Annotated in this window: 21 protein-coding genes and 3 pseudogenes; 16 read left to right on the top strand and 8 right to left on the bottom strand. The window is 57.7% G+C overall.

Going from position 1 to position 24070, the window contains the following annotated elements; genetic code table 11:
• Nucleotides 1-461 precede the first annotated feature (461 nt).
• A complete protein-coding gene (locus GCU68_RS17970) occupies nucleotides 462-1139 on the bottom strand; it encodes an IS6 family transposase (protein WP_152943962.1) in 678 nt (225 codons plus the stop codon).
• A 402-nt stretch (nucleotides 1140-1541) separates the two neighbouring features.
• Between GCU68_RS17970 and GCU68_RS17965 the strand changes: the two genes are divergently transcribed.
• The 7 genes and pseudogenes from GCU68_RS17965 to GCU68_RS17940 form a co-directional block, all read left to right on the top strand.
• Nucleotides 1542-2309, top strand: a complete 768-nt coding sequence (locus tag GCU68_RS17965; protein WP_152943961.1) for an IclR family transcriptional regulator — start codon at nucleotides 1542-1544, stop codon at nucleotides 2307-2309.
• A 100-nt stretch (nucleotides 2310-2409) separates the two neighbouring features.
• Nucleotides 2410-4113, top strand: coding sequence for a flavin-containing monooxygenase (locus GCU68_RS17960; RefSeq protein ID WP_152943960.1), 1704 nt, complete (start codon nucleotides 2410-2412; stop codon nucleotides 4111-4113).
• A 682-nt stretch (nucleotides 4114-4795) separates the two neighbouring features.
• Nucleotides 4796-5764 (top strand): alpha/beta hydrolase, encoded by a 969-nt coding sequence (locus GCU68_RS17955; RefSeq protein ID WP_152943959.1) that lies wholly within the window; start codon nucleotides 4796-4798, stop codon nucleotides 5762-5764.
• A gap of 173 nt (nucleotides 5765-5937) precedes the next feature.
• Nucleotides 5938-6366 (top strand): annotated as a pseudogene (locus tag GCU68_RS21800) (IS6 family transposase); the annotation flags it as partial.
• 135 nt (nucleotides 6367-6501) lie between these two features.
• A complete protein-coding gene (locus tag GCU68_RS21795) occupies nucleotides 6502-7389 on the top strand; it encodes an N-acyl-D-amino-acid deacylase family protein (protein ID WP_319633703.1) in 888 nt (295 codons plus the stop codon).
• A 141-nt stretch (nucleotides 7390-7530) separates the two neighbouring features.
• Nucleotides 7531-7713: a hypothetical protein gene (locus GCU68_RS17945; protein ID WP_152943957.1), complete on the top strand. Its 183-nt coding sequence runs from the start codon at nucleotides 7531-7533 to the stop codon at nucleotides 7711-7713.
• A gap of 638 nt (nucleotides 7714-8351) precedes the next feature.
• Nucleotides 8352-8524, top strand: a pseudogene (locus GCU68_RS17940) (IS6 family transposase); the annotation flags it as partial.
• Here GCU68_RS17940 and GCU68_RS21790 read toward each other — a convergent pair.
• Nucleotides 8497-8709 (bottom strand): hypothetical protein, encoded by a 213-nt coding sequence (locus GCU68_RS21790; protein WP_227015046.1) that lies wholly within the window; start codon nucleotides 8707-8709, stop codon nucleotides 8497-8499. The pseudogene GCU68_RS17940 and the gene GCU68_RS21790 sit on opposite strands and share 28 nt — an antisense overlap.
• Here GCU68_RS21790 and GCU68_RS21785 point away from each other — a divergent pair.
• Nucleotides 8699-8956 (top strand): annotated as a pseudogene (locus GCU68_RS21785) (aspartate aminotransferase family protein); the annotation flags it as partial. The gene GCU68_RS21790 and the pseudogene GCU68_RS21785 overlap by 11 nt on opposite strands.
• Before the next feature lie 139 nt (nucleotides 8957-9095).
• Nucleotides 9096-10664 carry an AMP-binding protein gene (locus tag GCU68_RS17930; protein WP_161991522.1) on the top strand — a complete coding sequence of 523 codons (1569 nt, stop codon included), beginning with the start codon at nucleotides 9096-9098 and terminating at the stop codon, nucleotides 10662-10664.
• A 28-nt stretch (nucleotides 10665-10692) separates the two neighbouring features.
• Here GCU68_RS17930 and GCU68_RS17925 read toward each other — a convergent pair whose 3' ends face one another.
• The 5 genes from GCU68_RS17925 to GCU68_RS17905 are packed head-to-tail and all read right to left on the bottom strand — an operon-like array spanning nucleotide 10693 to nucleotide 16180.
• Nucleotides 10693-12078, bottom strand: a complete 1386-nt coding sequence (locus GCU68_RS17925) for an aminotransferase family protein (protein ID WP_152943955.1) — start codon at nucleotides 12076-12078, stop codon at nucleotides 10693-10695.
• Nucleotides 12079-12087: 9 nt separating this feature from the next.
• Nucleotides 12088-13038: a CoA-transferase subunit beta gene (locus GCU68_RS17920; RefSeq protein WP_152943954.1), complete on the bottom strand. Its 951-nt coding sequence runs from the start codon at nucleotides 13036-13038 to the stop codon at nucleotides 12088-12090.
• Nucleotides 13031-14005, bottom strand: a complete 975-nt coding sequence (locus GCU68_RS17915; RefSeq protein ID WP_227015044.1) for a CoA transferase subunit A — start codon at nucleotides 14003-14005, stop codon at nucleotides 13031-13033. The genes GCU68_RS17920 and GCU68_RS17915 overlap by 8 nt, the downstream gene beginning before the upstream one ends.
• Nucleotides 14002-14883: a creatininase family protein gene (locus tag GCU68_RS17910; protein ID WP_152943953.1), complete on the bottom strand. Its 882-nt coding sequence runs from the start codon at nucleotides 14881-14883 to the stop codon at nucleotides 14002-14004. Before GCU68_RS17910 ends, GCU68_RS17915 begins: the two co-directional genes overlap by 4 nt.
• Nucleotides 14873-16180, bottom strand: coding sequence for an ArgE/DapE family deacylase (locus GCU68_RS17905; protein ID WP_152943952.1), 1308 nt, complete (start codon nucleotides 16178-16180; stop codon nucleotides 14873-14875). Before GCU68_RS17905 ends, GCU68_RS17910 begins: the two co-directional genes overlap by 11 nt.
• Nucleotides 16181-16379: 199 nt before the next feature.
• On the opposite strand from GCU68_RS17905, the gene GCU68_RS17900 reads away from it, so the two are divergent.
• The 7 genes from GCU68_RS17900 (at nucleotide 16380) to GCU68_RS17870 (ending at nucleotide 23416) form a co-directional block, all read left to right on the top strand.
• Nucleotides 16380-17513, top strand: coding sequence for an ABC transporter substrate-binding protein (locus GCU68_RS17900; RefSeq protein WP_152943951.1), 1134 nt, complete (start codon nucleotides 16380-16382; stop codon nucleotides 17511-17513).
• A gap of 40 nt (nucleotides 17514-17553) precedes the next feature.
• Nucleotides 17554-18666, top strand: a complete 1113-nt coding sequence (locus tag GCU68_RS17895; protein WP_152943950.1) for an ABC transporter ATP-binding protein — start codon at nucleotides 17554-17556, stop codon at nucleotides 18664-18666.
• Nucleotides 18663-19862 carry a M24 family metallopeptidase gene (locus GCU68_RS17890; RefSeq protein ID WP_152943949.1) on the top strand — a complete coding sequence of 400 codons (1200 nt, stop codon included), beginning with the start codon at nucleotides 18663-18665 and terminating at the stop codon, nucleotides 19860-19862. The genes GCU68_RS17895 and GCU68_RS17890 overlap by 4 nt, the downstream gene beginning before the upstream one ends.
• A 9-nt stretch (nucleotides 19863-19871) precedes the next feature.
• Nucleotides 19872-20804, top strand: a complete 933-nt coding sequence (locus GCU68_RS17885; protein WP_152943948.1) for an ABC transporter permease — start codon at nucleotides 19872-19874, stop codon at nucleotides 20802-20804.
• Nucleotides 20801-21622, top strand: a complete 822-nt coding sequence (locus tag GCU68_RS17880; protein ID WP_152943947.1) for an ABC transporter permease — start codon at nucleotides 20801-20803, stop codon at nucleotides 21620-21622. Before GCU68_RS17885 ends, GCU68_RS17880 begins: the two co-directional genes overlap by 4 nt.
• 142 nt (nucleotides 21623-21764) lie before the next feature.
• Nucleotides 21765-22145 (top strand): IS200/IS605 family transposase, encoded by a 381-nt coding sequence (tnpA, locus tag GCU68_RS17875; protein WP_152943946.1) that lies wholly within the window; start codon nucleotides 21765-21767, stop codon nucleotides 22143-22145.
• Nucleotides 22142-23416 carry an RNA-guided endonuclease InsQ/TnpB family protein gene (locus GCU68_RS17870; RefSeq protein ID WP_152943945.1) on the top strand — a complete coding sequence of 425 codons (1275 nt, stop codon included), beginning with the start codon at nucleotides 22142-22144 and terminating at the stop codon, nucleotides 23414-23416. The genes tnpA and GCU68_RS17870 overlap by 4 nt, the downstream gene beginning before the upstream one ends.
• Before the next feature lie 47 nt (nucleotides 23417-23463).
• Here the strand turns inward: GCU68_RS17870 and GCU68_RS17865 are convergent, their stop codons facing one another.
• On the bottom strand, nucleotides 23464-23988 hold the full coding sequence (locus GCU68_RS17865; RefSeq protein WP_152943944.1) for a winged helix-turn-helix domain-containing protein: 525 nt from the start codon (nucleotides 23986-23988) through the stop codon (nucleotides 23464-23466).
• Nucleotides 23989-24070 lie beyond the last annotated feature (82 nt).

Below are 24070 nucleotides of genomic sequence, written 5' to 3'. Positions count from 1 at the left end.
CGAACAATCTGGTCAGTCAATCTTCTCATCTTGAATGGAGGTGTCGGAAGAAGATTCTATAATTTGAAATTCGGTTGAGCCACAACCACAACTGCTTCTTCCAATGGGCTGAATCGTTCCGTCAGTCCATACGTTAACAGCATAGGCAGAACTGCAAGAGCAACATTTGGCGATTGCTCTTTTACGTTCACCATCGGCCATAGAGGCTTTTCACCTTCTTTTGCTATAATTTTTTGTGACCATCTACGTGAAATTCCCTACGCCATTCACTCATTCACCTGTATTGAACGGCTAGTCCGCGAGAAGCGGTCGTGAAGTAAAGTCCTTTGAATGAGAAATCCAACCGATTATTTCTGACGTGCCTGCCTTCTATCCACGCCTGAAGTCGAGCATGTTACGGATAATCGATTGGAATGATTGGCTCAAGTTAGAATTGTAGCTTATGCGTTTTTGGGCACTGTCTAGTTTGAAACCCTCGCTGGCGTTTGTCCGTTGAGTGACTGATGTGGTCGTTGTGTGTTATAGTAGTGTATGAAATGTTCAAGGCATTCCCTAACACTTGACTGACTGTCCACCCACGAATTATGGAAGTGGTCAACCCGTATCTTAAGGGTATGAAACCACTTTTCGATCAGGTTTCTCTCGACGTAGTCAAGCTGACCGCTCAATCCCAATCGGAAGAGGGAAGTCAGATATCCATAGCCATCGATGAGAAACACCGTGTCGTCGAGATCGTGTTTCTCGTTTAGTCGATACAGGAACGCAGCAGCTGGATCGGTACCTCGCCGTCCGAACACTGCGACATCAAGAAGTAGCTGCGAGTCTAGGTATATTGCAGTGTACACCCAAGACCAGTCGCCGTTGATCTTGACAGCAGTCTCATCAACTGCGACCCGCGACGGCGAAGCTGTCGGCGGGTCTAGCACGCTGTTAGCCAGCCGATGTATCCAATGCCAGATCGCTTGATGAGTGCGTTCTACGCCGATCAAGCGAAGAATCACTTGTGTCTCTCGGAGTGAACAACCGGTTGAATGGAGGCGGACGGCGAACACCCTGACGGGCGTCGCCGTCCGCTCACGCTCCCAAACTTCATCAAATTCCACTGCGTAGCACTCGCTGAGCAGGTCTGCGAGCAACATTCCAAACTAACTCTACGACCTGCTCGTTCCTCAAACTGCGCTAACTAGACGGTGCCCCAGCAACTCGTTGGTTCAAGAGACGATAGGAGTATGGCACTGAGATGAGAGAACATATCGGAGGGTCAGAACGGACCTCGCCCGCCGACAAGAGCGTCTCGATCGTCGTACGAAAGTCACAGAACAGCCCATCGATGGGGTGTTTACATACGTATTGTTGTAATATTTTGAATCGGTGCTATTCGATTCGTGGTGGATTTTACTTACCGGCTTCAAGCCTTATCCCTCCTTTTCACCCGAGAGAAGCGTCAGTAATGACAATTCCAGTATTGTACAAACATCACGTCTGCAGGGCGGATACATGTGTCACTAACTTATATAAGGCATAATATTGTATGGCATGTCATGACAACACAGACAAAGAACATCAAAACGGCGCAAAACATTTTTGCTATTCTGGAAGCGATAGCGGAGAGAAACCAGCCAACCTGTACAGAACTTTCCGAGGATATCGACCTATCTGTTAGCTCTATTTATAACTATCTTAAAACGTTGGAAAACAAAGGTTACATTGTCGAGAACGATGGAAAATATCAACTCAGTTTAACTTTCCTCAAGTACGGTCGGATGATTCGAAACTCGTACCCGGTCATGCACGCGGCGATCGAACCGATAGATCTACTGGCGAAGGTGATCAACGAGTACCTCTCCGTCTTCGTCAGAGAGAAACACAGCGCCGTGATGATTCACGAGGCGAATAGCCATTTCGCCGTGGAGACGCCAACGCGATTTCTCGGCGAATCGTTTCACCTAACGAGATCCCCGCAAGGGAAGGTCATCCTGGCCCATATGCCGGACGAATTTAGACAAGATATCCTCAAGACGGACGATCTCGATACGCAGCGTCGAGACGAACTCGAGCGAGAACTCGAGGCGATCACGAATCAGCGACTCCTCGTCGACGATGGACAGACACACGAAAATATCTGGGCGGTAGCGGCTCCCGTAAAGACGGGTAGCGAAATTCACGGCTCGCTGATGATCAGTACGATTCGCCACCGACTGGATGACCAGCAGGCGCGGACGGAGCTGACGGATCTACTCGATCGAACCGTACAAGAAGTCGAGCACCGACTGGTGAAGTACGACTTCGACGATCTGTATACAACGTGATAGTCGGGTCAGTCGAAGCGGCTTTTCGTGTGCCGTTCGGGATCGAGTTCACCAGTAACTTTATTGCCCAGTGCGTTGACAGACACTGTTGGACGATGCCATGAGTGAGAACAACACACATGAATCGGCAGTAACGGCAGAGACTGCAGAAACGGACTACGATGCGATCGTCGTCGGCGCTGGCTTCTCCGGTCTGTACCTGCTCCACCGCCTGCGAGACGAGTTCGATCTCTCGGTCAAAGTAATCGAGAAAGCGGACGACGTCGGCGGCACCTGGTACTGGAACCGGTATCCCGGCGCTCGTTGCGACAGCGAAAGTCACGTCTACTGTTATTCCTTTAACGACGAAATCCTGGAGGAATGGGACTGGAGCGAACGATATCCCGAACAACCCGAGGTGCTCGAGTACCTCAGATTCGTCGCGGATCACCTCGACTTGCGACGGGACATCGACTTCAAACGAGAGGTGACGTCGGCGGTCTTCGACGAAGCTGGTGGCCGGTGGGAGATCACAACCGACGACGGCTCACAGGAGACCGCCCAGTACTTCGTGTCGGCGGTCGGCTGTCTCTCCAAACCGTTCATCCCCGATTTCGACGGCGTCGATTCATTCGAAGGCGACTGGTACCACACCGGAAAGTGGCCCCACGAGCCAGTCGACTTCAGTGGCAAGCGGGTCGCAATAATTGGGACAGGGGCAACCGGCATCCAGGTCATTCCGGAAGTCGCACCGGAAGCAGGCGAGCTAACCGTCTTCCAGCGGACGCCGAACTACGCCGTTCCGGCACGGAACCGGCCACTCGATGACGAGGATCGGGAAGAGATCAAACGAAACTACGACGAAATCCTCGAGAAAGCCCACAACTCCGGCTTCGGGCACCCCTTCGAGGCAGCACACGAAACTGCAGAAGGACTCTCCAGGGAAGAGGTCGAAGAACTATTGCAACCCCGCTGGGAGGAAGGCGGCTTCCGGTACATGCTCACGTTCGGCGATCTTATCACCAATCCAGAGACCAACGAGTACGTCTCCGAGTTCATTCGCGACAGGATCCGCGAGACGGTCGACGATCCGGAGCTCGCCGAGAAGCTCGTGCCGACGGATCACTACTACGCGACCAAGCGCCCGCCGCTTCATACGAACTACTACGAGACGTTCAACCGCGACAATGTAGACCTGATTGACGTCCTCGAAACACCGATCGAACGGATCACGCCGGAGGGGGTTCGGACGACCGACGCCGACTACGAGTTCGATACGATCATCTACGCGACCGGGTTCGACGCGATGACTGGAACGCTGCTGCAGATGGATATCCGCGGCCGAGACGGATTGACGCTGGAGGAGAAGTGGAGCGACGGCCCGAAGACCTATCTCGGCCTGTCTGTCCACGGCTTCCCCAACATGTTCACAATTACCGGCCCGCAGAGTCCGTCGGTGCTGAGCAACATGCCGGTCTCGATCGAACACCACGTCGAGTGGGTCTCCGAGACGATCAAGTCACTCGTTGACCGGGACGTGCGGCTCATCGAACCGACGAAGAACGCAGAAGACGCCTGGACCGAACACAACCGACAGGTCGGCGAGTCGACGCTGTACACCGAAGCCGATTCATGGTACATGGGTGACAACGTTCCCGGGAAACCCCGCGTCTTCACACCGTACGTCGGTGGCGTTGACGTCTATCACGATACGATCCTCGAGGCCGCGGAAAAGGACTACGAAGGTTTCGAACTGACCGAGTCCGCCCAGGACCTCGGACGACAGGGAGAGCAACCTCGGCTGAGCGTAATGGAAGGCGATTAGTCGGCGAATTCCTCCTGCGGCCCGTTTTTTGGTGTCACTCCGAGTGGCATTATTGCTGGATCCAAGTCAGTGTGTACAGTGGACGGTCACTTATTCAACGCATAGCATAGTGGCTCGAGAAACGCACCGACTACAGCAGTACCCATACCGAGCTGGATCGAAGAACGGGAGATCCTCGTCTGAGATGACAGCCGACTTGAACAGTTCATTCCCGGCCTGACTGCTGGTATCGGTCCCCGATTGACACTGGTGTGACATCTCGCACTACTGTATACCAACGCACACCTAGCCACGACAGCGTTGACAGTGATCGGAACTCATCGCGACACCGAGCGATTTACACCCGGCACAGGTCACTTCACCGCAATCTGCACATTCGAAGCCGTCGGTGGTTTCCGCAATCGAACCGCCGTTTTCGAGAACGGTACTGCTACAAATATGGCATGATATCGCCATACATTGACATCATCATAGGTCTATATATATCTTGTCCTGAAACTCGAACAGCCCGATGAACGCATGCCTCTGGCAGTGAGCCAGTAACCGCGGATCGAACCAGTCAGCATCAACGGTCCTTCTACGGTCCAGTGGTGGTATCCGTTGACCGAGGAGACAGCGATGATTGGTATTTAGCATGACAGATCAACACGTTTATTGTGGGTGGCGTTGACATTCGACAATGATGTCCTCGAAGACACCGGTAGAAGTGACGGCTGCGGACGAACCACATCAGGAAATTTCGGGGCTCCTCGAGCAGATGGGAGCAGCCCCGGCACCGACGTTTAACTCGCTTTCACCGGAGGGAGCGAGGGAAATGATCAGCGCCATGTTCCCGACACGGGAGGAGCCAGAGCCCGTCGGAGACACGATGGATCTGAAGATCGGTGACGAGGGAATCCCAATCCGCGTATACGTTCCGGAGGGAGAGGGCCCCTACCCAACGTTCCTGTATCTCCACGGTGGCGGCTGGGTCGTTGGCGATATCGACCTATACGATGCGACCTGTCGGGCAATCACCAACAAAGCTGACTGCATGGTCGTTTCGGTCGACTACCGACTCGCACCCGAGTATGAGTTCCCGACGCCGGTGGAAGACTGTTACACCGCCGCCGAGTGGGTGTTCGATACTGCGGAACCGATGCAGATCGATACGGACAACGTCGCGATCGGGGGCGATAGCGCGGGTGGGAATCTCGCCGCAGCCGTCACACTACTAGCCCGCGAACGCGATGGGCCGACATTTGACCATCAGGTACTCATCTACCCCGTCACGGACCACGAGTTCGACACCACGTCTTACCAAGAGAACGCAGAGGGATACCTCCTCACAAAAGCCGACATGGAATGGTTCTGGGAACACTACCTCAGAGACGACATCGACGCGATGAGTCCGTATGCGTCGCCGCTGAAAGCCGAGAGCCTCGAGGGGCTTCCGTCTGCGACCGTCGCTACCTGTGGGTTCGATCCCCTCTGTGACGAGGGTGCCGCCTACGCAGCCCGCCTCGAAGACGCCGGCGTGGACGTCACACATCACCACTACGACGACGCGATCCACGGGATCGTCCAGATGCTCGTCGAACCGATGGACTTGACTCGAGGCCGCGAACTCATCGGCGACGTTGCCACCGATCTGCAGCGAGTGCTCGACTGAATTGCTGCCGATAACCGACAGCCTTCGGCCATTTGGCCGTTCCAGTTACCGGCGCGTACGTTGAATCACTGTTGGCAACGTGTGCTTCGGTCGAGTTTTTTGCCGGAGGCGTCGTTCTCGAGTTACGAGACGCTGTTTCGTTAAGCGTAAAAAGTGAGGAGTACGATTTTGTGGTGCTCTATGCCCAAATCGACCGCCTCAGTGGATGTAGCGACTGGATCGATTTGAGTTTTGTGGAGCGAGAGCGGACACCGCCGCAGCTAATGGAACGCGGTATTCGACTCCATTTTGCTGGATTCTCTCTTTCAAATACTGTTCGAAAATTGGAGAAGTTTGGTGTCGAACACAGTCGAAAATCGATCCACGATTGGGTTCACAAATGCGATCTACAGCCGGCAGCTGACATTGATCCGAATCACATTGCGCTCGACAAAACGGTGGTTCAAATCAACGACTATTGGTATTGGCTGTACACCGCGGTTGAACCAGAGGCAAACAAAACCCTCCATATACGGCTCTACTTGACGGCTACGGCCGATCTTACAGAATGGTTCCTTCGTGAATCACTCGAGGATGGTGCAGTTGGTCTCTCGACGGGGTTGGTGTACTCTCCGCAGTTTAACGCGACGACTGAGGAAATCCGGGCATTAGGAGAGCGACTTGTTCCTTATCGACGTCCATACGTCGCACATATTCGGAATGAACGGTTCGAGATATGGGAGGCATTCGACGAGTTCATGGATATTGGAGCGGAGCTTGGTATTCCGCTTCATCATTCGCATTTCAAAGTTACTGGCCCACCACTGTACGAAACTGCCGAACGGGCGACTGACCTCATGCGATATGCACGTGACCGGGGAATCGATTACACCGCCGATCAGTATCCCTATACTGCGGGGAGCACCATGCTCCAAGCACTTCTCCCACCGTGGGTGAAAACCGGCGATTCGACAGAAACGGTCGAGTTACTTCGAGACAGCGAAACGCGTCAGCAGATCAAGGCCGATATTGAAAACTGGAGACTCGACAATTGGCACAATCCGGGCCCGTATACCGGCTGGGAAAATATCGCAATCGCGAGTCTCGAATCCGAAACCAACGAACACTGTCTTGGTCGGTCGATCGCATCAATAGCCAATGAAAGAGATTCCAATCCCGTTTTCGTAGTTTGTGACCTCCTCATCGAAGAAGACCTGCAAGTAACGATCACACTCCACCAACTACGTGAGGAATCGGTTCAGCATATTGTTCGAGATGAACTCGTTTCTGTCGGTACTGACGGTTTATTCGGAAGTGGAAAGCCCCACCCGCGCGTTTACGGTACGTTCCCGAAGATCCTGGAAAAGTACGTTCGTGAAGAAAGCCTTCTCTCCCTTGAAGAAGTTGTTCGGAAAATGACGTCACTGCCCGCCCGAATCATGGGTCTCTCGAATAAAGGACTCATCCGACCTGGTATGGATGCCGATCTCGTGGTATTTGATCCGCGACTCGTCTCCACTACTGCCGACTACGAAAACCCACGACGGTATCCGAAGGGAATTCCCCATGTTCTCGTCAACGGAGAGTTCGTCGTTTGCGATAATGAAGTGACTGGCGCACTACCCGGCCAGACGATTCGAGCATAGGGGCTGTGTTGAATCGCTATACAATATCGCGGAAGTCAGTAAATCGAAGGAGTTGAAACAGGAAAGTTTGGTTATCTATGATAAAACCAGCTCGACCGGAACGAACTGACATAGTCCAATGTAGATGCGACAATTGGAAAAATGATTGACGGTGGATACGACGGACGGATACGGGAGGACGACCGCGCTGTCTTCACCCTGATAGGGCTCGGGTCGATCGATATCGCCATTGCGGAACACGTGTATCGGAGCGGAATCGAAGACGGCATCGGCGGAGAGTTCCTTTTGTCTGACACGGAGATGATCGAAGAACGATGGATCTGAGCTTGATCTGTATCCTCGTTCGTCGTTCAAATGGTGTGTGATCTGCGTGTTTTGCCATTATATATTTTAAAATACCCTTCTAGAGCTATGATGATTATCTGTTATTTATATCTAAACATGAAATAGAGATGATAACGTATGTCGATCAGTTACTCATGAATCGTGGTATCGTCAACATCATTCCACCACGTGCCTTGCGTAAAGATTTTCAAATTATAATAAAATTATAGACTATGCGGCGACATTTGTTCGGATTATATTGCAATAACATATGGCCAGGAGTATTTGCTGAGTCAGGCAGTACTTATTTGCCGTGACGTATCTGTGCAGTAATTTCAGTTGTAGATTTATTTTGTGACCCCCGTTTTGGATAGTTGACTAGCTCTCAATGGGCTTATGGATAATGATTTTTAATATAATTCAATACAGACACTATTTGGCAGCTGTGGTATTATTTGACAACAAATATAATATCTCTTCTTCTATAAGTATAACAATTCATGATCGTGATGACACTGTGGTCGTGGCACTGTCTAGTTAAGGGAATTTGAGAAGTGAGCAAGTCGTAGCGAAAAGTATCCATGCAACTCTCAAACCTGTTCAGAGAGACCTTAGACGTGGATTGTGATGAGATATGAGTGAATGTGCGCACTCCGACATCCATTAGGGTGTTTGGGTGCCTCTGCATTCAATGGAATTGTCAGTACAGGAGGTCGTCGCAGTCACCGAATTACTCGGCATTGATCGTTCTTACGGTGTAATTTGGAATTGGACACACGAAGCTCAGAGCGACCCGCTGACGGCAGAGCCGTAGACATCAGAGACGATGCCGTTCCGGCACCGTGTCGTAACGGCAACTGTGACGCCCATTTTGATTGCATCTTTGACGGCAGTAGCCATGTCTTCAGGGACGTTCCCCAGTCCAAGCGTGTCAACGATAATACTATCACTACCACGATCGACTGCACCTCGAATTCCATCGCCGCTCGTGTCCAAACTCGCGGCACTCGAAGCGGAGTTCGACGTCGTTGGACAGACGCGTTGACTCGGGCTGATGTGGGGCATTGAACTCGTCAAGCCGGGGACGCCGAGGCCACAAAATATCGCCCTGCGGCCAGACAGCGACCTGGCGGCGGCCGTCAACAAGCACCTCCGCGACGAGTCGAACATCGTGATGGTCGTCGGTAGCTACTACAAGAACGTCATGCGCTTCCAGCCGCCGCTTTCGATTTCGCGCGACTAGCTCGAGTACGCTCTCGACGAGTTCCGGGCACCTCTCGTAAAACTCGAACGAGTTGCGAAAATTCGGCTCCGACCGTCAGTTTGAGTAGGTCTGGTCGGAACGTTCATCACAGAGAACAACTATGCAGCCAGATACTCGAATGAGCGTTCAAACACTCCCGTCACTTCTCACGACCACAATCTCCCGGCGTCCCGAGCGGATCGCGCTGCGAGACGAAACCGGTTCGCTTACGTACGGCGAACTGGATCGGCGCTCGGACGCGCTCGCTAACGCCTTCCTCGAGTTCGGACTTGAGCCCGAAGAGCGCGTGGCGATGATCCTCCCTAATCGGCTTGAGGCACCGATCGTCGATATCGCTACGTACAAGACGGGTGCGGCGCGGCTCCCGATCAATCCCGATCTCTCCGTGACGGAGATCGATTACATCCTCTCGGACGCCGAACCGGCCGTCGTCGTCTGTGACGCGTCTCGCCTCGACGACGTCGAGGACCTCGTCGAGGACCTACCGACGCGACCGGTATGCGTCGCCATCGAATCGACGGATCCGCCGACCGGCTGGCGTTCTGCGGCGCGGCTCGAGGACGGAACGGCCGCGGATAGCCCGTCCGTGTCGGTCGAACCAGACGCCATCGCCGGCCACTTCTACACCGGCGGGACGACGGGCGACCCAAAAGGCGTCTGCTACACGCAGTCCTGTCTGGCGACGAACCTGCTCGCCCACCCCGCCGATCTCGGCTTCTCGAGCGACGACACCGGACTCGTCGCGACGCCTATCTCCCACTCCGCGGGAACATTTCTCCTCGCGACATTGATCGCGGGCGGGACGGTCGTTCTCCGCCGCGGGTTCGACGAGACCGATTTCTGTGCAGCCGTCGAAACCCACGGTGTGACGTGGACCTTTCTCGTCCCGACGATGCTTTACAGGCTGCTGGACGGGCCGCTCGCGGCCCACGACGTCTCCTCGCTCGAGAACGTGATCTACGGGGCCGCACCGATCTGTCCCGACCGGTTGCAGGACGCCCTCGACCGACTCGGGCCAATTCTCACCCAGTTTTACGGACAGACCGAGGTCCCGAACCTCATCACCACGCTTGACCGGCGCGATCATGCCCGCGTGCTCGAGGACGGCGACGAACGACTATTGCGATCGGCCGGGCAGCCCTGTCTGCTCTCGGACGTGAAAGTTGTCGATCCTGACACCGGGGAGGACCTCGGAACCGACGAAGTGGGCGAACTGCTCGTGCGGGCCCCCTATGCCTTCGATGGTTACTTCGAGCTACCGGAAGCGACCGACGAGACGCTCGTTGACGGCTGGGTTCGGACCGGCGACGTCGGCCGGATTGACGACGACGGCTACCTCTACCTGCTCGACCGACGCAGCGACGTCGTCGTCACCGGCGGCATGAACGTCTACACCGGCGAGGTCGAGCACGCGCTCGGTGAGCACGGGGCCGTCGGCGACGTCGCCGTCATCGGCGTCCCACATGAAGACTGGGGTGAGGCCGTCCACGCGATCGTCGTCCCGGCGGAGAGACGGGATATCGATGTCGACGACCTTCTCGCGTTCGCCGGCGAGCGGCTGGCGAGCTACAAGCGACCGAAGTCCGTCGACGTGTTCGAAACGCTTCCTACGACGCCGTACGGGAAAATCGACAGGGAGGCGCTGCGTGAGCGATACTGGGCGGACGAGGAGCGGCGGATCAACTGATAACGGCCTATTCGGGGCCAAAGCGCGGTTACCGTCCGAGCGCCGATCCGACATCCGCGAAGGTCGCGTGCATCCGGTTGGCGACCTCGTCGGCGAGTTCGTCGTCGATCGTCAGCGGCGGCGTGATCAGCACGTGATCGCCGTACTGTCCGTCGACGTGGCCGCCGCCGGGGTAGGTGACGATCCCGTTATCCAGTCCCGCCTCGAACAGGAGTGACTGGAACTCCGAACCGGTCTCCGGGAGCGGTTCCTTGGTCTCTCGATCGCCGACGAACTCCACGCCGATCATCAGCCCCTTCCCGCGGACGTCGCCGACGAAGTCGTACTCGTAGAACTCCTCGCACCGGTCGTGGAGATGCGCGCCGACCTTGCGGGCGTTGTCCACGAGGTCGTGGTCGTCCATGTACTCGAGGACGGCCGTGCCGATCGCGGCCGAAGCCGGGTTGAAACAGAAAGTGTGGCCGTGCTGAAAACCGTCTTCGACACCCTCGAAGACTTCCGCGATACGGCGGTGGGGCATCGTGCCGCCGATGGGCGAGTAACCGCCGCTCATTCCCTTTGCACCGGTGATGATGTCAGGCGTGACGTTCCAGTGCTCGATCGCGAAGTTCTCTCCGGTCCGCCCGAACCCGGCCATGACTTCGTCTACGATGAATAGCACGTCGTACTCGTCACAGATCTCGCGGATCCGCTCGAAGTAGCCATCGTGGGGATAGGCGCCGGCGTTGGCCGCACCGGTGACCGGCTCCGTGATGAACGCCGAGACCGTCTCCGGTCCTTCGTCCTGAATGAGTCGCTCGACAGCATTTGCACACTCGACGCCGCAAGCGTGCCCGCCGTCCGCATCGCAGCGCTCACAGCGGTACGGCGTTGCGCTCGGCGCTTTTGGGAAGTTCGCGAACAGCGGCTCCATCTTCGTCTTCCGGGCCGGAAATCCCGACACTGCCATCGCGCCGGCAGTGTTTCCGTGATAGCTCCGACGGCGAGAGATTACCTTGTACTTGCCCTGGTTCCCCCGTTCGTAGTGATACTGTCGGGCCATCTTGATCGCGCTCTCATTCGCCTCGGAGCCGCTTGAGACAAGCCACGTCTTCTCGAACCCGTCGGGCGTGAACTCCGCGATCTTCTCGGTGTACTCCATTGCGGGTTCGTTCGCGAACAGCATACTCGAAGTATACTCGAGGCGCTCGAGCTGTTCTTTCGCGGCCTTGGCGACCTCCTCGCGGCCGTGGCCGATGTTGACGTTCTGGTTTCCGGAGATAGCGTCGAGGTATCGGTTTTCGTCCGCGTCCCAGACCCACGGCCCGTCGCCGTGGACGATGGTGACGAACTCGTCGGCGAACGCGCGGGGGAACATTCCCCCAAGGTCGGTTCCGGCTCTCGTCTGTCGTTGGATTTTCTCGTGTTTCGTCATGTCTGTGTCTCAGTTGTTGGTATCGTTCTGAACCGTTCGAAGTTGCTCCCAGTGGTCGAGGACGGTACTGCTCCACTCCTCGAAGCTGACTTCGTAGACGTAATCGGTGCCCCGCAGGACGACGTCCGCGGGGTCGATGGCCCGCAACATCGCGACCTCTCCCCGCGTCGGCTCCGGTGTCGTCCGGACGTCGTCGGCGACGCGGAGGTCCCACTGGACTTCCTCGCGGACGTCGTCGACGCTGACGCCGGGATGGGTCGTTTCGAGGACCATCTCACCGTCGTCGTCGAAGCCGAAGACGGCCATATCCGTGACGACCGCGCAGGGACCGCCGCCGACGAAGCCGAGTTCCTCGCGCCGGCCGGGGCGCTCGAGGTGACCCGGCGCGGTCATGTAATCGACCTTGGTCGTGAACGCGCGGCGCTGTTGGCGCATCATGACGACGGTCCGGCCACAGGAGGTCATGATGTCGTTGCTCCCGCCGGAGCCGGGCAGCCGCACTTTTGGCCGGTCGTACGTCGCGTCGCCGATCACCGCCGTTGAGTTCGTGTTGCCGCGGCTGTCGATCTGTCCCGCACCGATGATTCCAACGTCGAAGGCCCCGCGCTGGTTGTCAATAAAGATTTCGCACTGATCGGTCGCAACGAGCGCGTCGACCCCTAGAATGGTATCAGAGATCGATTGTACCACACCCGGCGGGAACGAGCCGATGTAGCCCGATTCGGTCACGAGCTGACAGTCCGGTGCGTGGGTGTGTTTCGCGAGGATGCCCGACATCAGCGACATACCGACACCGATGAACGCGGTCTCACCGTCGTCGATTTCGCGCGCGGCGGCGACGGCAAGAAGTTCGGTCGTCGTGTAGTCGTCGGCCGTCGCATCTGGCCGATCGACGCGAACCGGGTTCACCGACGCCTCGGCCGGCGCGGCGGTCTCACCCGCCGTAGATCGGTCACTCATCGGCACCCTCCACGGGGCTGGCACCGTTGATCGTCCGTTCCATGTGCTCAAGCGTTGCCAACCGATCGGTACCCACTTTCTCGAGGTACTCTTCGTGGGGGCAGATCCACTCGTCGAGCCACTCGCAGAACTCGTCGTAGTCCTGCGATCGGAGACCGTACTCCCGGTAGAACGGAAGGTCGGCGTAGTACTGCCCGTAACAGTGCCACGGATGGGAGCCAAACGGAACCTCAACGACCGCGTCGACCGTGTAGAACGGGATGCGGGTGAACTCCGGTCGCCGCTGGATCTCTTCGGTCGGGACGAGTTCCTCACAGGTGACTATTGTGTGTTCGGCGGCCCGGGCCTTGAGGTGATCGTTGACGACGTTGCCCAGTATCTGTGCGTTTCCCATCGGATCGCACCGCTGGACGTGGATAACCGCGACGTCGGGGCGCGCCGGGGGGACGAGTACGAGCGGATCACCTGACCCAAGCGGGTCCTCTATCACCTCAAGGTCGTCGTTGTACGTCGGTATGTCCGTATCGAGCATCGATCGTGTCGGCACGAACGGGAGGTCCATCGCCCCAGCGAGAAACATCAGCGAGGAGCCGAAGTTCGAGACGTCGCGCATCTCGAGGTGGTGGGGGACGTCGTTCTCGACTGCGTTTCGGATGTTGTGTCCCTGCGAGATGAGACTCGTCCCGACCCAGGAGCCGACGTATTCGTCGACGCAGCCCGCACCGACCATGATATCGAGCAGGGTCGTTCGAGCGTCGTCGAGAACGGTCAGTCCCGTCGTCCCCTGGCGGACGATTTCGCGGGCGGCCGCCTCTGGATCGCGGCCGCCCATCCCGCCGAAGGCGATGCTCGAGCCGTCGGTTACGTATCTCTCGATCGCGGTGGCGAGGTCCATGACCTTCTCGCGGTCGTCCATTTCGTCACCGATGCCGTCCTGCTGGTTGATAGCGTCTATGGTGTGTGTCATCGCGGTCTGAAAGGGTCGTATTCGCGGTCATTTACGGATCGCGCGTGGTGATCGTCGATCGATCGGATCGGATGTTTGGCGAACTCCTCGAGGACGGAGCCGAGCCCCTCGATCGCGGCCTCGAGGAGTAGCTCGCCGGTTTCGGGGGTGGCAACGGTCGCGTCGCCCATGACGCCGGTTTCTGAGACTGTCGACCACCACCCCAGCATCGTCACGGGCGTCGAGTCCTCCGGACGGGTCTGGCCCGCGAGATCGAGGTTGTTGAAGTGACGACTGTCGGGATACTCGACGTCGCGGACGGCGGCGTCCATGTCGACGCGCTCCGGGAACAGATGCATGTAGATCGACGTCTCCATCTCGCCGGCGTGGGCCGACCCCTGCGGGCCGGCCTCGCGAACCGCGCTCGCGGTCTCGCGGACCTCGTCGATCTCCCACCACGAGAGCATCGCGCAGTGGACGTCGGGATACTGGAGCAGCACCTGTCGGCTGGCCAGCTCAAGGAGGTGGTGGTTCGAACCGTGTCCGTTGACGAGCAGGATCCGCTCGAACCCGTGGTGGGCGAGCGAGACGCAGACGTCGATGACGTAGTCGACGAACGTGCGCCAGTCGATCGTGATTCCGCCCGGAAAGTCCATGTGATGGGGGAGGTAGCCGTGATCGACCGTCGGAAACAACAGCGCGTCGTCCCTGGCGGCGACGGCCGGTTCACAGATCGCTTCGACGATTCGACGGTCGACGTCCAGAGGGAGGTGAGGACCGTGGTCTTCGGTCGCGCCGACGGGAACGACGACCATCGCACCGTTCGCCGCGGCGTCGTCGATATCGGACCACGTGAGTTCGTCGTAACGACGGGGTACCGAGTCGCCGTCACGACTCATCCGGCGTCACCCTGTAGCCACACCACGACATGGCAGTCAACGCGAGCGCGAGCGTGAGTTCCTCAAGTTCCGCGACTGGGAGGTACTCGTCGGTGCCGTGGATATTGTACGCGCCCGGCCCGAAACAGACGGCTGGCGTCCCGTTCTCGTTGACGAAGAACCGCGAGTCGATCCCGCCGGGGAACCCCTTGGCGTGGCTCTCCCGGCCTAGCGCCTCGGAAGCGACGTCCTCAACGGTCCGAACGATCGGCTCGTCGGGATCGATCTTCGCCGACCGCCCGCGCCAGCCGAACCACTCGATCTCGGGCGGGTACTCTTCGAGCCACGGATCTCCCTCGGCGGCCCGCTCGACCGTCCGCTCGACTGTCTCGCGGAGGTCTTCGCGCGTCTCTTCGGGCGCGTGCGAGATCCGCGCCTCGAGGTGCGCTTCGTCGGGGACGCTCGAGACCCAGTCGCCGCCCTGGATCGTTCCAAGGTTCAGCGAGACCGTGTGTTCGTGCCACTCCTCGAATAGCTCGTCGTGGACCGTCGTCTTGCGTTCGCCGTGGAGGTCCTCGAGCGCGTGATAGATCGGCAACAGCTTTGAGATCGCGTTCACGCCGGCGTCGGTCTCCGCCGCGTGCGCACTCTTCCCCTCGACGGACACCCGGAAGTAGGAGACGCCGTCGTTCGCGATCCATGTGTCAAATCCCGTCGGTTCTGGGATCACGACTGCGTCCGCGTCGACGCCTCCGAGGACGCTCGCGAGCGTCCCACCCGAGCCGCCGTACTCCTCTTCGATGACTGTGTTGAGAGAGAGGTCGCCGAGCAGTTCGATTCCCGCGCGATCGAGGGCCTCGAGCGCGAAGATCATCGCGGCGACACCCCCTTTCATGTCCGATGCTCCCCGGCCGAGGAGCCGTCTGTCTTCGACCGTCCCGGCGAACGGATCGAACGACCACGCCTCACGGTCGCCTTCGGGGACGACGTCGACGTGCCCGTTGAAAAGCAACGACGGCCCGTTGCCCGCTCCCTCGCGAGTCGCAAGGAGGTTCGGCCGGTCCTCGGACGAGAGATCGCGTTCCACATACTCGTCGTGATCTTCGATTCCCGGAACCTCGTCGACGCGGATCTCCTCGACCTCGAGGTCGAGCGCTTCGAGCTGATCTCGAACGCGCTCCTGGGCGGGTTGTTCCTCGTTCAGAACGCTTCGAACACGAACGAGATCGGCCGCGAAGTCGACGACGTCGTCGCGTATCTCATCGACGGCGGCTTCGACGCGTTCGCTCGCCGCTGTCTCAATGTCATACGGTTTCATTTTCAACCTCCGTCACTCGTCGGTGCGATGAATAGCGATGTGCCATCAGTCACCAATTATCCCAAATGGTGTTAAGCTTTATGCCCTATTTCTTTTATCTTGATTGCCTAATTTGGCAAACTGACGATCATGATTTCCGCATATCCGGCATCAATGTAGCAAGTTTTATTATCCACTTTCTCTATGCTACTCGTGTACAATGAGAGAATCTCTCAATGGGGCGGTCGGTGACGCCGGTAGCTCTTCGAGGGGAAGCCAGAGCCGACGTCGGGTATTACAATCGATCGGCGGCGTTAGCGCTGCAGGTCTCGCCGGTCTTGCGGGTTGTATCGGCGGTGGCTCGAGTGACCCGTTCGTCGTTCAAGTTACCGGCGGAAACTACATCGACTCGTATGAAAGCGAGGTGTTCTCAGCGTTCGAAGAGGAGAGAGACGTAAACGTCGAGGTCAACCAGATAAGCGATCAGTTCGACGGATATAATCAGATTCAGTCTGGTCAGTCCGACGCACACGTGACGATTACATCCGCGAACACACTGTACATGGGTGCGAGCGAGGGTGTCTGGGAGCCGATCGACACGGGTGAGCTCAATAACTATGATAGTCTCGCCGATACGTTCAAGAACCCGGTTTACGACGCCGGAGACGACGTCCACGGCATTCCGACAGTGTACGGAACCATCGGGATGGCGTACAACCGCGACGAACTCGGAGAACTTGACTCGTGGGAAGCGTGCTGGGACGAGGCGAACGCCGGCGGCATCACCATGCAAGGGACCGACTTCGTGCGCGTCTTCACGACCGCCCTTTATCTCGGAATGGATCCCAACGAGATCGGCGCCGACGGCTCTTACGAGGACGGAATCCAACGGGTCTGGGATTCGGTCCGCGAGCAAAAGGATCTGGTCTCCAGTTACTGGTCCACGGGCGACGAGCACGTCCGAATGTACGCGCAAAACGAGGCGTACGTCGGCGAAGCGTGGGGCGGCCGAATCAAGGCCGCTATCGACGACGGCCACGACCACCTCGATTACGTCATTCCGGAGGAGGGTGCGTACGGCTGGTCTGACAACTGGGCAATGGTATCCGGAATCGACGACGATAAGCGAAGCACTGCAATGGCGTTCTTCGACTTCTTACTCACCGAGGATGTATTAGTCCCGCTTGCGGAGGCGCTCGGCTACCCGCCGGCGACCGACGCGACGTCTGATGTGATCGAAAACCTCGGCGACTACGATCCGACGGGCGGTGAACGGCTTACCTTCTTGGACCCCGGATACCAGGAGGAGCACTCCGACGAGTGGTCAGAGGAGTGGGAGAGTATCCAATCGTAGTAGTTGTTCCACTGACTGAAAACATACATACAAATATAACATGTCATTTCTCGATATAAACAACTTACGAAAGGCGTTTGGTGAGACCGTCGCCGTCGACGGAATTTCCTTTTCCGTTGAGGAAGGGGAGTTCGTCACGGTCGTCGGCCCGAGCGGTTGTGGGAAGACGACGACACTCCTCAACATCGCTGGCCTCCAGACGCCGACGGCCGGATCGATCCGACTGCAGGGAACCGACCTTACGAACCTCCCGCCGTACGAACGCGATATCGGCGTCGTCTTCCAGGACTATGCTCTCTTTCCGCACAAGACCATCGCGGAGAATATCGCCTTCGGGCTCAAGATGCGCGGCGCCGACGAACGCGAACGCGAAGAGAGAGTCGCCGAAATGCTCTCGATGATCAATCTCGAGGGCTACGAGGACGAGTATCCACACGAGTGCAGCGGCGGACAACAACAACGGGTAGCCGTCGCTCGAGCGCTCGCGTTCGATCCCGACCTCGTGTTGATGGATGAACCGCTGTCCAACCTCGACAAGAAGCTTCGGGGAACGATGCGAACCGAACTCAAACGCATTCAGCGCGAAACCGGCATCACGACGATCTACGTCACCCACAACCAGACGGAGGCGCTCTCGATGGGCGACCGGATCGCGGTATTGAACGACGGTAGTCTGGAGCAGTACGACGACCCGAAGACGGCGTACGAGCGACCAGCATCGCCGTTTGTCGCGGACTTCCTCGGAACCTCGAGCAGGATCGACGGGACCCTCCAACTCAGGTCGACGCCCAACGTTCAGTTCGGCGACTCGAGTATGATCGTCGAGGCTCGTGACGGGTTCGACGACGGCGACGACGTCGCCGTCTTCGTCCGGACCGAACTCGCGTCCCTCAGTACGGATCGACCCGCAGTCGAGAACACCTTCCGGGGAACCATCGAGAGCGTGGATTACCAGGGACAGGGTGCCGTCTACTTCGTGTCCGTCCCCGCGTTCGGGACGACGATGCAGGTGAACCACCACGCGAACGCGAGCATGCTCGAGCCCGACAACGAGGTCTGGGTGAGCATCGATCCTTCGGACGTCATCTACACGGCGTCGCAGGTATCGGCCGATGGGTCGGAACGACCCGAGATTCCCGCGGAGGGGCGATGACCGGCGCACGGATCCAGCATGGCGAGACGGGACACCATGACTACGAGCGCCAAGAACTGCACCGAGTCCTTGAACCAGTCGCACGGGAGAATCTTGAACTGGTACAGGAACGGATGGCTGAATCGGATGTCGACGCCCTGATCGTGAACCGGTCCGACAACCTCCGATATCTCACCGGCTACGGCCCCTACGACAGTTTTTCCCTATCGGCTGAACACGGTGTAGTCGTGACCCGGATGGGAGATCCGACGATCGTCGTCGCCCCTCGACTGGCCGCGGACCTTGATGACCGCCACTGGCTCGCGGATGTCGTCCCGTTCTCGACGACGAAAGGTGAGGCTGCGGAGACGTTCGCGACGGTGCTCGAGGAGCGCGACGTCGCGGACGGCGTTGTCGCCCTCGATCCGCACATGGAGTACCGGTTCGCCCGGAAACTCGAGGTGTCGCTCCCAGGGTGCCGGCTGCGTGACGCGGGTGACCTGCTCTTCGAAGCACGGGCTGTCAAGACGGACGCGGAGATCGCGCTCATCGACGAAGGGCTCTCGATCGCCGAACTCGCGATCGAGGCCGGAATCGAGGCGGTTGAGGTTGGCGTCCGCGAGTGCGAGGTCTCCGGAACGATCATGGATGCCATGATCTCGGCCGGCGCAGCCGGTGCTTACGCCCTCCCGGCGATCGTCAGCTCCGGCGTCCGCTGGTCGCGCTGCCAAGAGTATCCCTCCAGAAAGCGCATCCGGCGGGGAGAGTTCGTCCAACTTGACGAAGGGCCGATGTGGAAAGGCTACTACAGCGAACTGGCCCGAATGGCGTTCCCCGGTACGCCGTCCGACAAACAGCGATCGATGTATCAGGCGACGTTCGCGGCCCACGAGGCGGCGATTGACGCCATCGAACCCGGCGCGACCGGTCGCGAGGTGTACGACGCCGCGCGCGACGTCTTTGTCGAGTTCGGCTACGAGGAGTGGTTGACCAACGGCGACATCGGCCACGGCATCGGTGTCGTCGCCCACGAACCGCCGTATGTGGGCCCGACTGCGGACGTCACGCTCGAGGAGAACATGATCGTTATGATCGAACCGGGCCTGTTCCGGCGAGACGTCGCCGGCGTTCGCTTCGAAGATATGGTACTCGTAACCGACCGCGGCCGCGAGGTACTCTCGCGAACCCCTCATCCCGATCATGAGAAGTTTGTCTGAGGAGAACCAATGAGTAACGAAACCGCATCAACGACGGCAGAGGCACCCAATCGAATCGATTCGATCCGGCAGCGACTGATGGAGAGTGAGCGGTTCGGCTACCTGCTCTCGCCGGGATCTGGGCTACTATGGGTACTGCTGTTCTTGTTCCTGCCGATGACTGTCATCGTCGCGTTCAGTTTATTCCGGGCAGGCGAGTTCGGGACCATCATCTACGAACCGACACTCGAGAACTACCGGCGGTTCGTCAACGGGTCCGTCTATCATCGCGTGATCGCTCGGTCACTGCTGATCGGCGTCGTGACGACGCTGATCGTGTTACCGTTCGGCTACACGCTCGGGTACTTCCTGGGACGGTCCAAGAGCCGCTGGACGCCGATCCTGTTGGGGCTCGTCGTTGTCCAGTTCTGGGTCCCGCTCGTGATCCGCACCTATGCGTGGATCCCGATCCTAGGTCGACAGGGAATCTTCAACGACTTCCTGTTGTGGCTCGGCGTCGTCGGTCAACCGGTCGAGATCCTCTATACGACCCACGGGATGATTCTCGGACTGGCGGTAAGCATCATGCCATTTATGGTACTGCCGGTGTACTCGATCGTCAGCACGATCGACGAGGAGATTATCCAGGCGGCGAAGACCCTGGGTGCAAGCGACGCCCGGGCATTCCGGGAGGTAACGCTTCCACTCTCCTGGCCTGGTGTCGTCTCTGGAATCCTGTTCACCTTCATCCTCTCGGCGGGATCGTATCTTGCACCTCAGTTACTCGGCGGGACCAATGACCGACTGATCGCACCTGTCATCGAGACCGTGTTCAGCCAGGACTTCAACTGGCCGTTCGCGGCGACGCTGTCGCTTGTCTACGTGGCGATGATTGTCGGTATACTCTACCTGTTCAGTCGAAAAGCAGACATCGAGGAAGCACTCGAGGGGACCCAGCTATGAGCATTCGCAAGTATGTATCCGATGTCGAAACGAACTGGAACTGGCACGGGATTAGACTCATCTCTGCGCTGGTCTACCTGACCATGATCCTCCCGCTAATCGTCGTCGTTGTCAACTCCTTTAGTGCGCAACGGATCGCGACCTTTCCGCCGAGGGGACTGACACTAGACTGGTACGTCGAGTTCTTCAGGGACGACATGTTTCTCAGCGCGGTCTGGGTGAGTACACAGGTCGGAATCGCCGCTGCGATACTGGCGGGCGCGATCGGCACACTCACCGCCATGGGATTCGTCCGAAAGCCGTTCCCCATGAAGAAGGCGCTCTCGATCGCACTCCTAACCCCGATGATCGTCCCGCCAGTGATCGTTGGCATCGCGGCAACGAGCTTCTTCGCAGAGATCGGTCTGGATCGGAATATCTGGTGGCTGATCGTCATGCACACGTTACTCGCGTTACCTTACGCGTTCCTGATCGTCCGCAGTCGTCTCTACCTCTTCGATGAAACGCTTGAGGATGCGGCGATGACCCTTGGTGCGGATCGATTGGTGACGTTTCGGGAGATCACGCTTCCACAGGTCGCGCCGGCAATTGTCACGGCGATGGTTCTTTCGTTTGTTATCTCGTTCGGCGAGTTCACCGCCTCGCAGTTCTGGGTACAGCGGGAAACGACCACGGTTCCGGTCGTCATCTACTCGATGGTGCGAACGACGATCACGCCGAAGGTGAACGTGCTTGCGACGCTTGTGCTCGTAATCACGATAGTCGTCCCGATCGTCGGACTTGCAATCCAGCGGTGGCTGACTAACAACACCAACTGACTCCACTTACGGAAAATTCGAGGCGAAAGCCTCGTCCTTCAGGGCGGGGATGAAGCCGACCAACAGTATTCAACCGCCAACGACGGCACAGACGGGGTTCCAACACGATTTTTAAGCCGTCCGACTGTGATAGTATACATAGATGGTAAAGAGTACCCGTCACGCGAAATACGAACTCTACTACCACATAGTGTTCGTGCCGAAGTCTCGGCGTTCGCACCTGACGGGGAAGATGAAGGAACGTCTCGAAACCATCTTCGCGGAAGTCTGTGAGGACAAAGACCTCGAACTGGCCGAGACCGAGGTTATGCCCGACCACGTACACCTGTTCATCGGAAGTCCACCAAAGAACGCCCCGTCCCTCATCGTCAACTGGGTCAAGGGCATCTCGGCGCGGAAGTATAACCAGCGGTACGACGACCGCGTGAAGTGGACTCGTACCTACTACGTCGGTACAGCGGGAAGTGCCTCGAAGGGCGCTGTCGAACAGTACATCGCTGAACAGGAAGGTGACGACGAATGAAGCGCGTCAACACCTTCGAGGTGGTTCCACAGACCGAGAACGACAAAGAGTGTCTCCTACGGCTACTCGACGCCTCCGCTTCCCTGTGGAACGAACTGACCTACGAGCGCCGTCAGAACTACTTCGGTGACGGCGACGTGTGGGACACCTCCGAATACCGAGGGCGCTACAACGGCGTCGTCGGAAGCGCCACCGTCCAACAGGTCACGCGCAAGAACAGCGAAGCGTGGCGGTCGTTCTTCGCGCTCAAGGAGAAAGGCGAGTACGCTAATCCACCGTCGTACTGGGGTAATGAGGAAGACGGACGCGAACTCCGCACCTACATCCGATGCAACCAGTACACGATTCAGTGGGGCAAGCGTAGCCGTCTCGAAATACCCGTCGGGCAAGAACTGAAAGACGAATACGGACTCGGCTACCACGAACGACTCCGCCTCGAAGTCCGAGGCAACCCGAAGTGGGACGGCAAACAGGGTCGTCTGGAACTTGAGTACGATGAGGTTAGCGACACGTTCAGGGCTTTCCAACCAGTCACCGTACCTGATTCTCGACTGGATTCACCACTGGCTTCCGAAGAAGCCGCCCTCGACGTTGGCGCAAACAATCTCGTCGCGTGTTCCACGACCACTGGTTCCCAGTACCTCTACGACGGTCGAGAGTTGTTCGGACGGTTCCGCGAGACGACTGACGAAATCGCCCGTCTACAGTCGCAACTCCGAGAGGGACGCTACAGTTCCAAGCGGATTCGACGGCTGTACCGACAGCGGACGAAACGCCGTGATCACGCACAGAACGCGCTGGTGCGCGACCTCGTTGAACGGTTGTACGACGAAGGCGTGGTGACAGTGTACGTGGGTGATTTGACCGACGTCCTAGAAACGCACTGGTCGGTCAGGGTGAACGAGAAGACGCACAACTTCTGGGCGTTCAAGAAGTTCATCCACCGTCTCGCGTGTGTCTGTGAGGAGTACGGTATCTCCCTCGAAACCGAGTCAGAAGCATGGACGAGTCAGACGTGCCCCGAGTGTGGCAACCACGAGGAGACAGTTCGCCACGGGGATACGCTGACGTGCCCGTGCGGTTTCGAGGGGCACGCCGATCTCACGGCATCAGAGACGTTCCTTCGAGAAAACAGCGATTGCGAAGTTAGGCCGATGGCACGGCCTGTGCGATTCGAGTGGGACGACCACGATTGGTCGGGGAAACCACACCCTCACGAAAGTCCCAAAGAAGTGCGCACGAACCCGCAAGTTGCCTCCGTGGGTCGGTAGCCGAACCCCCAACGGAGGAATCCTCGCGCTTTAGCGCGGGGAGGATGTCAAGATTCGTCGAGCAGTTCGAAGATCTTCGGGTCGGTTCTGAATTTCAGCATGTTGTGTGCGACAGAGTTACGAACGTTCAGGACGACGTCGCCGTAATCCCTGTAGAAGTCGTGAATCCACTTCGATTCCGCTTCACGTGTTCGGAACATCATAATAGTTTTCCACTGGTATTCTCCGTTAGAGATAAAATACATCATAGTGTGCTCATCGTTCATGATGTGCTCCATCGCTTCCTTCCAATTATCACTGAATCCCCACGGGAAGAATTTAAATTCGAATAGAGCAAAGTTGTAAAACTCTTCATTTGGGAGGATTGCCTCATGAAATATCCTGGACTCTCGCATCTTTCGAATTGTCTCGCTTACCGTAACATTTGAGATGTCAATATCGTATTTTTCTTCGAGCAGATCCGCGAGTTCGCGACTCGAGATTTGAGGGTCGGATGCCAGCTCTCGAAGTATCTTAATATCGCGATCCTTGAATTCCCAGTCGATATCGTCCGGTCTAGGTTCACGTGTCATGGGTGTATATCACCGAGGAAAACATATTTAGGTTCCGTGTTCGGACGAACGTTGTTCAGGGACGACTGGAGAGGTAGCTCAG

Source organism: Natronorubrum aibiense (genome assembly GCF_009392895.1).
Lineage (GTDB): Archaea > Halobacteriota > Halobacteria > Halobacteriales > Natrialbaceae > Natronorubrum > Natronorubrum aibiense.
Note: the sequence above shows the minus strand (reverse complement) of the source record. Positions and strands in the feature narration are given on the sequence as shown.